The 12,942-nt window shown below is 60.7% G+C and carries 8 protein-coding genes, 2 tRNA genes and 3 rRNA genes; 3 read left to right on the forward strand and 10 right to left on the reverse strand.

What is annotated here, in order from left to right; all coding sequences use genetic code 11:
• Positions 1–51: 51 nt before the first annotated feature.
• From glpK to ABNK63_RS15080, 7 genes are all read right to left on the reverse strand, one after another.
• Positions 52–1,551, reverse strand: coding sequence for a glycerol kinase GlpK (gene glpK, locus ABNK63_RS15050; RefSeq protein ID WP_350017228.1), 1,500 nt, complete (start codon positions 1,549–1,551; stop codon positions 52–54).
• Positions 1,552–1,636: 85 nt separating this feature from the next.
• Positions 1,637–2,200, reverse strand: coding sequence for a TIGR00645 family protein (locus ABNK63_RS15055; RefSeq protein ID WP_350016093.1), 564 nt, complete (start codon positions 2,198–2,200; stop codon positions 1,637–1,639).
• A 394-nt stretch (positions 2,201–2,594) separates the two neighbouring features.
• Positions 2,595–2,708, reverse strand: a 5S ribosomal RNA gene (gene rrf, locus ABNK63_RS15060).
• Between the two features lie 182 nt (positions 2,709–2,890).
• Positions 2,891–5,772, reverse strand: a 23S ribosomal RNA gene (locus ABNK63_RS15065).
• A 211-nt stretch (positions 5,773–5,983) separates the two neighbouring features.
• Positions 5,984–6,059 (reverse strand) — tRNA-Ala (locus tag ABNK63_RS15070).
• A gap of 18 nt (positions 6,060–6,077) precedes the next feature.
• Positions 6,078–6,154 (reverse strand) — tRNA-Ile (locus ABNK63_RS15075).
• Between the two features lie 116 nt (positions 6,155–6,270).
• Positions 6,271–7,815 (reverse strand): 16S ribosomal RNA (locus tag ABNK63_RS15080).
• Together the 16S, 23S and 5S rRNA genes with 2 tRNA genes alongside form the textbook arrangement of a ribosomal RNA operon.
• A 476-nt stretch (positions 7,816–8,291) precedes the next feature.
• Between ABNK63_RS15080 and ABNK63_RS15085 the strand changes: the two genes are divergently transcribed.
• Complete coding sequence (locus tag ABNK63_RS15085) at positions 8,292–8,744, forward strand: DUF192 domain-containing protein (protein ID WP_350016094.1); 453 nt, start codon at positions 8,292–8,294, stop codon at positions 8,742–8,744.
• 217 nt (positions 8,745–8,961) lie between these two features.
• On the opposite strand, the gene ABNK63_RS15090 is transcribed toward ABNK63_RS15085, so the two are convergent.
• A complete protein-coding gene (locus ABNK63_RS15090) occupies positions 8,962–9,156 on the reverse strand; it encodes a rubredoxin (protein ID WP_040672978.1) in 195 nt (64 codons plus the stop codon).
• 125 nt (positions 9,157–9,281) lie between these two features.
• Here ABNK63_RS15090 and thiE point away from each other — a divergent pair, with 125 nt between their 5' ends.
• Complete coding sequence (gene thiE / locus ABNK63_RS15095) at positions 9,282–9,908, forward strand: thiamine phosphate synthase (protein ID WP_350016095.1); 627 nt, start codon at positions 9,282–9,284, stop codon at positions 9,906–9,908.
• A complete protein-coding gene (gene hemL / locus ABNK63_RS15100) occupies positions 9,905–11,188 on the forward strand; it encodes a glutamate-1-semialdehyde 2,1-aminomutase (RefSeq protein ID WP_350016096.1) in 1,284 nt (427 codons plus the stop codon). The genes thiE and hemL overlap by 4 nt, the downstream gene beginning before the upstream one ends.
• 1 nt (position 11,189) lies before the next feature.
• Here hemL and ABNK63_RS15105 read toward each other — a convergent pair whose 3' ends face one another.
• Positions 11,190–11,609, reverse strand: a complete 420-nt coding sequence (locus ABNK63_RS15105; RefSeq protein ID WP_007806537.1) for a lactoylglutathione lyase — start codon at positions 11,607–11,609, stop codon at positions 11,190–11,192.
• A gap of 25 nt (positions 11,610–11,634) precedes the next feature.
• A complete protein-coding gene (locus ABNK63_RS15110) occupies positions 11,635–12,861 on the reverse strand; it encodes an acetylornithine/succinylornithine family transaminase (RefSeq protein WP_350016097.1) in 1,227 nt (408 codons plus the stop codon).
• Positions 12,862–12,942: the final 81 nt, after the last annotated feature.

Genomic DNA, 12,942 nt, shown 5'->3' on the forward strand with positions numbered 1-12,942 from the left:
CCACCACCGATCGAAGGACGAGGCCCCGCGCATGCCGGGGCCTCGTTTCTTTCAGGCCATCCGGAAGCCGATGGTGGCATGCACCGCGTCGCGCCAGCCCTGATACAGGCGTTCGCGGTCGGGTTCGGCCATCAGCGGTTCGAAGCGCCGATCGATCTGCCACAACGTCGCTATCTGCGCTCGACTTTCCCAGAATCCCACCGCCAGCCCGGCCAGACAGGCTGCGCCCAGCGCCGTGGTCTCGACGACCTTCGGACGCAGCACCGGCACACCGAGCATGTCGCTCTGGAACTGCGCCGTGAAATCGTTGGCGATCGCCCCGCCATCGGCGCGCAACTCTTTGAGCGGAATGCCTGCGTCGGCTTGCATCGCGGACAACACGTCGCGCGACTGGTAGGCCATCGATTCAAGTGCGGCGCGCACCACGTGCTCCTTGCGCGTGCCCCGCGACAGGCCGAACATCGCACCCCGCACGTCGCTGCGCCAGTACGGCGCTCCAAGACCGACGAAGGCCGGCACCAGGTACACGCCTTCGCAGGAGTCCACGCTTTCGGCGCAGGCTTGCGAGTCACTGGCACATTCGAGCATGCGCAAGCCATCGCGCAGCCACTGCACCACCGAGCCGGCGACGAAGATGCTGCCTTCGAGCGCGTACTCGACGACGCCATCCAGCTTCCACGCAATGGTGGTCAGCAAGCCGTGTCGCGAAGGCACCGCCTGCGTACCCGTGTTCATCAGCATGAAGCAGCCGGTGCCATAGGTGTTTTTGGCCATGCCCGGCTCGAAGCAGGCCTGGCCGAACAACGCCGCCTGCTGATCACCGGCCACGCCGCTGATCGGCACTCCGGCCGGCACGCCGGGGAAAGCCACGGTATGGCCGTAGACCTCGCTGCACGGGCGCACTTGGGGCAACATGCTGCGCGGGATGTCCAGCATGCGCAGCAGCTCGTCGTCCCACTGGCAGGCGTGGATGTCGAACAGCAACGTCCGCGCCGCATTGCTGATGTCGGTGACATGCAATGCCCCGCCGCTGAGATTCCAGATCAGCCAGCTGTCGATCGTGCCGAACAGCAGGTCACCGCGTTCCGCCTGGGCACGCGCGCCATCGACGTGATCGAGGATCCAGCGAATCTTGCTGCCGGAGAAATACGCATCGATCAGCAGGCCGGTCTTCTCGCGCACCAGTGATGCGTAGCCGTCCGCTTCCACCTGCTCGCAGATCGCCAGGCTCTGCCGCGACTGCCACACGATCGCGTTGCAGACCGGCTTGCCGGTGTGCCGGTCCCACACCACGGTGGTCTCGCGCTGGTTGGTGATGCCGATGCCGGCCAACATCGTCGCCGCATCCGGCACCCGGGCCAGAACTTCGACCACCGTCGCCAGCACGCTCGACATGATCTCCTGCGGGTCGTGTTCGACCCAGCCGGGCTGCGGAAAGATCTGTCGAAACTCGCGTTGCGCCGATCCGACGACTGCGCAGGCACGGTCAAACAGCATCGCGCGTGAACTGGTCGTCCCCTGGTCTATCGCCAAAATGTAACGCTGTTCCACCGCACGTCCCTTCACGCGAACCCATCGGTCAAGAGTAGCAACTGGCCTGCGCGATGGGTGGTCGTCGTGATTCGATCGGTCGCGCTCAGTGTGCTTCGGCGTGTCTGCCGACCGGCTGGGTCAGCTTGTCGATGTACGCGAGTGCCACCGCCGACACCACGAAAGTCAGATGCAGCAGGATCTGCCACATGATCGTCTCGCCATCCATGTTTCGCGCCTTGATGAATGTGGCGAGCAGGTGGATCGAGGAGATGCCGATGATCGCCATCGCCAGCTTCACCTTCAAAACGGTGGCATTCACGTGCGACAGCCATTCGGGCTGGTCCGGATGTCCTTCCAGCCGCAGGCGGGAGACGAAGGTCTCGTAACCTCCCACGATGACCATCACCAGCAGGTTCGAGATCATCACCACATCAATCAAACCGAGCACGGTCAACATGATCGTGGCCTCGGCGCTTTCCACCCCGCCGGCGTCGACGCCGTTGTGGAACAACGTGGTCGAGACCAGATGCCACAGCTCGCGCAGGAACTGCACGACGTAGATGCCCTGGGCCACGATCAGGCCCAGGTAGAGCGGAAGCTGCAACCAGCGCGAAGAGAAGATCAGATACGACAAGGGGCCGAGGCGGCTTGGGTTGGAAGTCGTCATGCGGTTCCGTGATGGGAGGAATCGGTCGATTCTAGCGATCACCGCAAGAAGTTGCGTTCGCGTATTCCGCACTGCGGCAATTTGCCTCGCGTGGCCGCGATCTGTTGCGGGCTGCGACCGGCGGTCGCCACCGCAACAGCGCCAAAGAAACACCCCCACCGTTTCCGGTGAGGGTGTTTCAGGATAAAGCCCTTGGCGGTGACCTGTTGCGGGCTGCGACCGGCGGTCGCCACCGCGACAGCGCCAAAGAAAAACCCCCACCGTTTCCGGTGAGGGTGTTTCAGGATAAAGCCCCTGGCGGTGACCTGTTGCGGGCTGCGACCGGCGGTCGCCACCGCAACAGCGCCAAAGAAAAACCCCCACCGTTTCCGGTGAGGGTGTTTCAGGATAAAGCCCCTGGCGGTGACCTACTCTTGCATGGCAAAGCCACACTACCATCGGCGCATGCGCGTTTCACTTCTGAGTTCGGGATGGGATCAGGTGGGACCACGCCGCTATGGCCGCCAGGGAAGGGGTGGGAGCAGCGCTGTTGCGCCGGCTCCACATCTTCTTGAAAGGCCCGGTCAATACAGCTGACCAGACATTTCCGTGAGTGGAAACTCACGTTATAAATCGTAAACGAGTGACAAGCGTCGAGGTGAAATTCGAATCAGACAAGCTTCGGGAACGAACGAAGCGTCTTGGGGTTATATGGTCAAGCCTCACGGCTCATTAGTATCAGTTAGCTCAATGCATTGCTGCACTTCCACACCTGACCTATCAACCACCTAGTCTTGATGGTGCCTTAAGGAGAGTCAAGCTCTCGGGAGATCTCATCTTGGGGCGTGCTTCCCGCTTAGATGCTTTCAGCGGTTATCACTTCCGTTCGTAGCTACCGGGCAATGCCATGGGCATGACAACCCGAACACCAGCGGAACGTCCACTCCGGTCCTCTCGTACTAGGAGCAGCCCCCCTCAAATCTCCAACGCCCACGACAGATAGGGACCGAACTGTCTCACGACGTTCTGAACCCAGCTCGCGTACCACTTTAAATGGCGAACAGCCATACCCTTGGGACCGGCTACAGCCCCAGGATGTGATGAGCCGACATCGAGGTGCCAAACACCGCCGTCGATATGAACTCTTGGGCGGTATCAGCCTGTTATCCCCGGAGTACCTTTTATCCGTTGAGCGATGGCCCTTCCATACAGAACCACCGGATCACTATGACCTACTTTCGTACCTGCTTGATCCGTCGATCTCGCAGTCAAGCACGCTTATGCCATTGCACACAGTGCGCGATGTCCGACCGCGCTGAGCGTACCTTCGTGCTCCTCCGTTACTCTTTGGGAGGAGACCGCCCCAGTCAAACTACCCACCATACACGGTCCCTGACCCGGATTACGGGCCGAGGTTAGAACGTCAAGCACTTCAGGGTGGTATTTCAAGGATGGCTCCATGCAAACTGGCGTCTGCACTTCAAAGCCTCCCACCTATCCTACACAGAAGAACTCAACGTTCAGTGTAAAGCTATAGTAAAGGTTCACGGGGTCTTTCCGTCTTGCCGCGGGAACGCTGCATCTTCACAGCGAATTCAATTTCACTGAGTCTCGGGTGGAGACAGCGCCGCTGTCGTTACGCCATTCGTGCAGGTCGGAACTTACCCGACAAGGAATTTCGCTACCTTAGGACCGTTATAGTTACGGCCGCCGTTTACTGGGGCTTCGATCAAGAGCTTCGCCTTGCGGCTGACCCCATCAATTAACCTTCCAGCACCGGGCAGGCGTCACACCCTATACGTCCACTTTCGTGTTTGCAGAGTGCTGTGTTTTTGATAAACAGTCGCAGCGGCCAGGTTACTGCGACCCTTCAACGCTCAGTCACGCATGTGACCACGTCGAAGGGCGCACCTTCTCCCGAAGTTACGGTGCCATTTTGCCTAGTTCCTTCACCCGAGTTCTCTCAAGCGCCTTGGGATTCTCACCCTGCCTACCAGTGTCGGTTTACGGTACGGTTTTTCTTAAGCTGAAGCTTAGTGGCTTTTCCTGGAAGCGTGGTATCAGTCACTTCGCCCAAAAGGGCTCGTCTCGGTGCTCGGCATAAAGGGTCCCGGATTTGCCTAAGACCCATGCCTACCGCCTTTCCCCGGGACAACCAACGCCCGGTAGACCTAACCTTCTCCGTCCCCACATCGCACTTAAGAAAAGTGCAGGAATATTAACCTGCTTCCCATCGACTACGCATTTCTGCCTCGCCTTAGGGGCCGACTCACCCTGCGCCGATGAACGTTGCGCGAGGAAACCTTGGGCTTTCGGCGTGGGGGCTTTTCACCCCCATTATCGTTACTCATGTCAGCATTCGCACTTCCGATACCTCCAGCATGCTTTACAACACACCTTCACAGGCTTACGGAACGCTCCTCTACCGCGTACACATAAATGTGCACACCCCGAGCTTCGGTGCATGGCTTAGCCCCGTTAAATCTTCCGCGCAGACCGACTCGACCAGTGAGCTATTACGCTTTCTTTAAAGGATGGCTGCTTCTAAGCCAACCTCCTGGCTGTCTATGCCTTTCCACATCGTTTTCCACTTAGCCATGACTTTGGGACCTTAGCTGCGGGTCTGGGTTGTTTCCCTTTTCACGACGGACGTTAGCACCCGCCGTGTGTCTCCCGGATAGTCTGTCCTGGTATTCGGAGTTTGCCATGGTTTGGTAAGTCGCGATGACCCCCTAGCCATAACAGTGCTCTACCCCCAGGAAGATTCGTCCGAGGCGCTACCTAAATAGCTTTCGAGGAGAACCAGCTATCTCCGAGTTTGTTTAGCCTTTCACTCCTATCCTCAGCTCATCCCCATCTATTGCAACAGATGTGGGTTCGGTCCTCCAGTGCGTGTTACCGCACCTTCAACCTGGCCAAGGATAGATCACTCGGTTTCGGGTCTACTGCCTGAGACTATGCGCCCTATTCAGACTCGATTTCTCTTCGCCTCCCCTATACGGTTAAGCTTGCCACAGACAGTAAGTCGCTGACCCATTATACAAAAGGTACGCAGTCACCCTTGCGGGCTTCCACTGCTTGTACGTATACGGTTTCAGGGTCTATTTCACTCCCCTCTCCGGGGTTCTTTTCGCCTTTCCCTCACGGTACTAGTTCGCTATCGGTCAGTCAGTAGTATTTAGCCTTGGAGGATGGTCCCCCCATGTTCAGACAAGGTTTCACGTGCCCCGCCTTACTCAATTTCACACAAAGTGCCCTTTCGTCGACTGGGCTATCACCATCTATGGCCGGGCTTTCCATCCCGTTTGACTAGAACACAATGTGCTTTTGGGCTAGTCCCCGTTCGCTCGTCGCTACTCAGGGAATCTCGGTTGATTTCTTTTCCTCCGGGTACTTAGATATTTCAGTTCCCCGGGTTCGCCTTGCATGGCTATGTATTCACCATGCAATACCGCTTGCGCGGTGGGTTTCCCCATTCGGACATTGCCGGATCAAAGCTTGTTGCCAGCTCCCCGACACTTTTCGCAGGCTGCCACGTCCTTCATCGCCTCTGACTGCCAAGGCATCCACCGTATACGCTTAGTCGCTTGACCATATAACCCCAAGTCGCCTCGGGGCATGCACCCTCATCAGGTGCAGCCAAGTTACTTCGTTTTCGTGCCTTAACACTTGCCTCGGTTCGGTTTCGAACCAAGACGCTTGTCACTCGTTTACTTGTTTTCAAAGAACATCACGCCGGCCTCAATGCCGGATGATTTCAACAAATCTTGTGTGTGCTGATACTTCACGCGTCGGATCGAACCTTGGTGGAGCCTGTCGGGATCGAACCGACGACCCCCTGCTTGCAAAGCAGGTGCTCTCCCAGCTGAGCTAAGGCCCCAAGGAAACCTTGGCATAATGGTGGGTCTGGGTGGACTCGAACCACCGGCCTCACCCTTATCAGGGGTGCGCTCTAACCACCTGAGCTACAGACCCAGAGATCGAACCCCAGAACCTGAACCAGACGACCTGGAACCTAGGTTGAACGATTGCGTGAAGTACAGGTGTCTTGTGTGGACGTCTTGCGTGAAGACTCACGCCGTCATTTCTTGAAAGGAGGTGATCCAGCCGCACCTTCCGATACGGCTACCTTGTTACGACTTCACCCCAGTCATGGACCACTCCGTGGGCGTCGTCCCCCTTGCGGTTAGACTAACGCCTTCTGGAGCAACCCACTCCCATGGTGTGACGGGCGGTGTGTACAAGGCCCGGGAACGTATTCACCGCGGCATAGCTGATCCGCGATTACTAGCGATTCCGACTTCACGGAGTCGAGTTGCAGACTCCGATCCGGACTGGGATCGGCTTTCTGGGATTGGCTCCACCTCGCGGTATTGCAACCCTCTGTACCGACCATTGTAGTACGTGTGTAGCCCTGGCCGTAAGGGCCATGATGACTTGACGTCATCCCCACCTTCCTCCGGTTTGTCACCGGCAGTCTCCTTAGAGTTCCCACCATTACGTGCTGGCAACTAAGGACAAGGGTTGCGCTCGTTGCGGGACTTAACCCAACATCTCACGACACGAGCTGACGACAGCCATGCAGCACCTGTGTTCCGATTCCCGAAGGCACTCCTCGATCTCTCAAGGATTCCGGACATGTCAAGGCCAGGTAAGGTTCTTCGCGTTGCATCGAATTAAACCACATACTCCACCGCTTGTGCGGGCCCCCGTCAATTCCTTTGAGTTTCAGTCTTGCGACCGTACTCCCCAGGCGGCGAACTTAACGCGTTAGCTTCGACACTGATCTCCGAGTTGAGACCAACATCCAGTTCGCATCGTTTAGGGCGTGGACTACCAGGGTATCTAATCCTGTTTGCTCCCCACGCTTTCGTGCTTCAGCGTCAGTGTTGTCCCAGATGGCCGCCTTCGCCACTGATGTTCCTCCCGATCTCTACGCATTTCACCGCTACACCGGGAATTCCACCATCCTCTGACACACTCTAGCTCGCCAGTATCCATCGCCATTCCCAGGTTGAGCCCGGGGATTTCACGACAGACTTAACGAACCGCCTACGCACCCTTTACGCCCAGTAATTCCGATTAACGCTTGCACCCTTCGTATTACCGCGGCTGCTGGCACGAAGTTAGCCGGTGCTTATTCCTCAGGTACCGTCAGCCCCATAGGGTATTAACCCGTGGTATTTCGTTCCTGATAAAAGTGCTTTACAACCCGAGGGCCTTCTTCACACACGCGGCATTGCTGGATCAGGCTTGCGCCCATTGTCCAATATTCCCCACTGCTGCCTCCCGTAGGAGTCTGGGCCGTGTCTCAGTCCCAGTGTGGCTGATCATCCTCTCAGACCAGCTAGCGATCGTCGCCTTGGTAGGCCATTACCCTACCAACTAGCTAATCGCACATCGGTCCGTCCAACCGCGCAAGGCCCGAAGGTCCCCTGCTTTCTCCCGTAGGACGTATGCGGTATTAGCGTAAGTTTCCCTACGTTATCCCCCACGTCTGGGTAGGTCCCGATGCATTACTCACCCGTCCGCCACTCGCCACCCACAGAGCAAGCTCTGCTGTGCTGCCGTTCGACTTGCATGTGTTAGGCATGCCGCCAGCGTTCAATCTGAGCCAGGATCAAACTCTTCACTTAAGTTTTCGACCATGTCATCACCTTGCAGCGATGGATGATCTATCTTTCTGAAGCGTTGTTCCCAACCAATCAAAACTCATTACTGACTTTTTACTTGGTGGGACGCTTGCATTGCTTGGACAGGTCGTGACCCATTCAACACAAGACGTCCACACAATTCACCTGCGCACACTGTCAAAGATCGTTCGCTTGCATCCCGTTTCCGGTTTGCGCCCCAAGACGTTTCGTCCTAGGTGAGCCGCCCATTCTACATCGCTTTTCCTCTCCGTCAACACCCTCGTGGAAGCTTTTTTCGAGATTGTTTGGAGCAGGAACCTTCGCAGCAGGACGTCTCGTCGAAGGGGCGTGAATCATAGCGCCAGGCAACCGATCTTGGAAGGGGGGCGCGACAATTTTTTGCAACATCGTTTCCTCACGGCGAGCGTTCCATGCCGCACTACACTGGCCCGCACCCTTTCATGGCGGATGCGCAAGTGATGAGACGGTGGCTGACCACGATTCCGTTCCTGCTGGCTGCGTGCTCCTGCAGTACAAGGACACATGAAGCTCCGACCGCAGTCGCACTGGACGGCCACCGGTTCTCGGTCGAACTGGCCACGGACGATGCCGGTCGCCAGCGTGGCCTGATGATGCGCACCACGCTGGCGGCCGATCACGGCATGCTGTTTGTGTTTCCCGCGAGCGGCCCGCAGGCCTTCTGGATGAAGAACACGCTCATTCCGCTGGACATCCTGTACTTCGACGAGCAAAAGCGGCTGGTTTCGGTGCAGCAGAATGTACCGCCCTGCAAGGCCGATCCCTGCCCGGTCTATCCAAGCGCCGCGCCGGCAATCTACGTGCTGGAGCTGCCGGCAGGCACCGCGCAACGGATGGGTTTCAGGGCGGGCGACGTGCTGAAGATCGACAGCGAGCTCGGTGCGGTGCGCTGAACCGCGGCGCGTGGCGTGTCGAGCATGCCGACGCGATAGGGAATGAGATCTTCGGGGCGCAGATTCTCCAATGCGTCCCAGTCGTCTTCAAAGGGAATGAACTGCTGCATGAGATGCTCCCGCATGGCGCGCCGCGGACCGGGCGCAGGAACATCAGAGCAGGCGGCCCGGTCAGTGCGCTGACGGAATCGGGCCGTTTGCTGGCGGGAATCGGCGCTCAGTCGAGCTCGATCATCTCGAAGTCGTCCTTGGTGGTGCCGCAATCCGGGCACGTCCAGGTATCGGGCACGTCTTCCCAACGGGTGCCGGCAGGAATGCCCTCATCGGGTACGCCGATGGCTTCGTCGTAAATGTAACCACACACAACGCACATCCACTTGCGGACGGCGGTCTCGCTGGAACTCTGGCTCATGATCGGATTTCTTCGAATCGCAGGATAATTGCCCATTCTCGCAACTCGACCGCGAATACGAAAGCGCGGGTCGGACGCACCCACCAGACTTGCCGACATGAGGTCGCCACTTGAATACACGCGGAATGCCGAACCGGCGCGGACTGTATGCCATCACGAACGGGCCACGGGCAGACTTGCTCGAAGCCACCGCGCTGGCGCTGGAAGGTGGCGCCCGGATGCTGCAATACCGGGATCTCGGCCGCGATGAGCAACGTCGCCATGCCGAGGCCAGCGCGCTTGCGGCGCTTTGTCGGGCGCACCATGTTCCGCTGATCATCGACCACGACATCGCCCTGGCCATGGAAGTCGGTGCAGACGGCGTGCACCTCGGTCGCGACGACGACGATCCGGCAGCGGTACGCGAGGCCCTGGGGCCGCAGGCGATCATCGGCGTCTCCTGCTACGACTCGCTGTCGCGGGCGCAAGCAGCGGCCCGCGCCGGTGCAAGCTACGTCTCGTTTGGTGCGTTCTTTTCGTCGTCGACCAAGCCGTTGGCGTCCCTGGCGCCGATCGACCTGCTGAGGCAAAGCGCCGCGCTGGGCATAGCGCGGGTGGCGATCGGCGGCATCACGCCGGACAATGGGCGGCCACTGGTTGAGGCGGGTGCGGACTACCTGGCCGCCGTGGCGTCGGTGCTTGCCGCCACCGACGTTCGCGCCGCCGCACGACGCTTCGACGACCTGTACTCCTCCGATCGGAATTCCGCATGACGACCAACCACGAACTCTTCCAGCGCGCCCGGCAATTGACGCCCGGCGGCGTGAACTCGCCCGTGCGCGCATTCAAATCCGTGGGCGGCGAGCCGTTCTTCACGGAACGTGCGGATGGCGCGTACCTGTGGGACGTCGAAGGCCATCGCTACATCGACTACGTGGGTTCCTGGGGCCCGATGATCGTCGGCCACAACCATCCGGCGGTGCGCGAGTCGGTTGAACGCGCGATCCGGCACGGCCTGTCGTTCGGCACGCCATGCCCGGCCGAAGTCGTGATGGCCGAAACGATCACGCGCCTGATCCCTTCCATCGACATGGTGCGCATGGTCAACTCCGGCACCGAGGCGACCATGTCGGCGATCCGCCTCGCCCGCGGCGCCACCGGCCGCAGCAAGATCGTGAAGTTCGAAGGCTGCTACCACGGCCATGGCGACAGTTTCCTGGTCAAGGCCGGTTCCGGTGCGCTGACCTTCGGCGTGCCGACCTCGCCGGGCGTGCCCAAGGCCAATGCCGATCTCACACTGACCCTCCCCTACAACGATCTGGATGCGGCCAGGGCGCTGTTCGCCGAGCAGGGACACGAGATCGCGGGCCTGATCATCGAGCCCGTCGCGGGCAACATGAACTGCATCGCCCCGCTCGACGGCTACCTGCAGGGTCTGCGCGAGCTGTGCACGCAATCCGGTGCGCTGCTGATCTTCGACGAGGTGATGACCGGTTTCCGCGTGGCGCTCGGCGGCGCGCAGGCGCATTACGGCGTGACGCCCGACCTGACCACCTTCGGCAAGATCATCGGCGGCGGCATGCCGGTGGGCGCCTATGGCGGCAAGCGCGAACTGATGGAGCAGATCGCACCGGCCGGGCCGATCTACCAGGCTGGAACGCTGAGCGGAAATCCCGTGGCGATGGCTGCGGGCCTGGCCATGCTGGAGCTGGTCCAGGTGCCTGGCTTCCATGACCGGTTGGCCGCACGCACGCGGCTGCTGACCGACGGCTTCCAGTCGGTCGCCGATGGCGAAGGCGTGGCCTTCAGCACCAATCGCGTAGGCGGCATGTTCGGCCTGTTCTTCACCGCAGAGAAAGTGACGACCTACGCGCAAGCCACCGCAGCGGACAGCGCGCTGTTCAACCGCTTCTTCCACGGCATGCTGAAGCGTGGCGTGTACCTGGCCCCTTCCGCGTTCGAAGCCGGCTTCATGTCCAGCGCGCACAGCGACCAGGACATCGCCGACACGCTGGAAGCCGCCCGCGGCGCCCTGCGCGAGGCGAAGGGCTGATTCACCAGCTGCCGGTGTTCGGCATCGACGCCCACGGCTCACGCGGCGGCAACTGGCCTTCCTGCAGCAGCTCGACCGAGATCAGGTCGGGCGAACGCACGAAGGCCATGTGGCCGTCGCGCGGCGGGCGATGGATGGTGTAACCCATGTCCTGCAGGCGCTGGCAGGTGGCGTAGATGTCATCCACGCGAAACGCAAGATGGCCGAAGTTGCGCGCCGAACCGTAGTCTTCCTGCGAACCCCAGTTGTGGGTCAGCTCGATCTCGGCCTCCGGGCTCTCCGCCGCGGACAGGAACACCAGGGTGAACTTGCCCTCGGGCACTTCCTTGCGGCGCACCTCGCGCAGCCCCAGCCCCTCGCAGTAAAAGCGCAGCGACGCATCGAGGTCGCGCACGCGCACCATGCTGTGCAGATATTTCATTGCCGGCTCCGGATGTCCAGGTTTTTCAGCTTGCCGCGAAATCGCTCAAGGCCGCGTGCAGACGGGCCAGGCCATCGGCCAGTTCCTCGTCGGCAATCGTCAGTGGCGGCACGAAGCGCAGCACGTTGGGCCCGGCCTGCAACAGCAGCAGGCCATGCGCCGCGGCATGATCGAGGATCGCCGCCGCCTTGCCCCGATGCCCCTCGGCCAGCACCGCACCGATCATCAACCCGCGTCCGCGCACTTCGTCGAACAGGTTCAACTCGTGATTGATCCGGGCGAGGCCGGCGCGCAGGTCGTTCGCCTGCCGCTCCACGTTGGCCAGCACCGCGGGCGAACCCAGCTTGGCCAGCGCGACGCGGGCGACCGCCGCCGCCATCGGGTTGCCGCCGAAGGTGGTGCCGTGCGCACCGTACTGCATCACCTCGGCCACCCTGGGGCCGGCCAGCATCGCGCCGATCGGAAATCCGCTGCCCAGCGCCTTGGCCAGGGTCACGATGTCCGGCGTGACGCCGTCATGGGCATGGGCGAAGAGTGAGCCGGTGCGGCCCATGCCGCACTGGATCTCGTCCAGCACCAGCAAGGCGTCGTGCGCATCGCACAGCTCGCGGACGCGCTGCAGGAAGCCCGGCGCCGCAGGCAGCACGCCACCTTCGCCCTGGATCGGCTCCAGCATCACCGCCGCGAGGTCGTGGTTGGCGAAGGCCGCCTCCAGCGCATCGACGTCGTTGAACGCGGCGTGCACGAAGCCCGCCGGCAGGGGCTCGTAGCCCTTCTGGTATTTCGGTTGCGCGGTGGCGGTGACGGTAGCCAGCGTGCGTCCGTGGAACGAGCCGAAGAACGTGAGGATGTTCCGCCGTTCCGGCGGACGCCCGTTCGCTGCCGCCCATTTGCGCACCAGCTTGATCGCCGCCTCGTTCGCTTCCGCACCCGAATTGCACAGGAACACCCGCTCGGCGAAGCCGGACGCTTCCACCAGTTCCGCGGCCAGGCGCAGCGGCGGTTCGGTGTAGAACACGTTGCTGCTGTGCCACAACTTGTGCGCCTGCGCGGTCAGCGCGGCCAGCAGGTCCGGGTCCTGATGGCCGAGCGCATTCACCGCGATGCCGGCGCCGAAGTCCACGTAGTCGCGGCCCTCCGTATCCCACACCCGCGCCCCCTTGCCATGATCGAGCACCAGTTCACGCGGCTTGTAGACCGGCAACCAGTAACGCTTGCCCAGTTCGATCAGGTCGGAGGCTTGTTCGTGCATGTCGTTCTCGAAAAGTTGATGTCGGTGCGAACCGGACGGAATGCCACGCGTGCCACCTTGACGCCTGGTCGCGCTTGGCGC

The organism is Rhodanobacter sp. IGA1.0, assembly GCF_040208325.1.
In the GTDB taxonomy this organism is placed as follows: Bacteria; Pseudomonadota; Gammaproteobacteria; order Xanthomonadales; family Rhodanobacteraceae; genus Rhodanobacter; species Rhodanobacter spathiphylli.

Coding starts and splice junctions, on each gene's coding strand:
- ABNK63_RS15105 (WP_007806537.1), bottom strand. CDS start 11,609: ATGAAATATCTGCACAGCATGGTGCGCGTGCGCGACCTCGATGCGTCG.
- ABNK63_RS15090 (WP_040672978.1), bottom strand. CDS start 9,156: ATGAGCCAGAGTTCCAGCGAGACCGCCGTCCGCAAGTGGATGTGCGTT.
- ABNK63_RS15085 (WP_350016094.1), top strand. CDS start 8,292: ATGAGACGGTGGCTGACCACGATTCCGTTCCTGCTGGCTGCGTGCTCC.
- ABNK63_RS15055 (WP_350016093.1), bottom strand. CDS start 2,200: ATGACGACTTCCAACCCAAGCCGCCTCGGCCCCTTGTCGTATCTGATC.
- hemL (WP_350016096.1), top strand. CDS start 9,905: ATGACGACCAACCACGAACTCTTCCAGCGCGCCCGGCAATTGACGCCC.
- thiE (WP_350016095.1), top strand. CDS start 9,282: ATGCCGAACCGGCGCGGACTGTATGCCATCACGAACGGGCCACGGGCA.
- ABNK63_RS15110 (WP_350016097.1), bottom strand. CDS start 12,861: ATGCACGAACAAGCCTCCGACCTGATCGAACTGGGCAAGCGTTACTGG.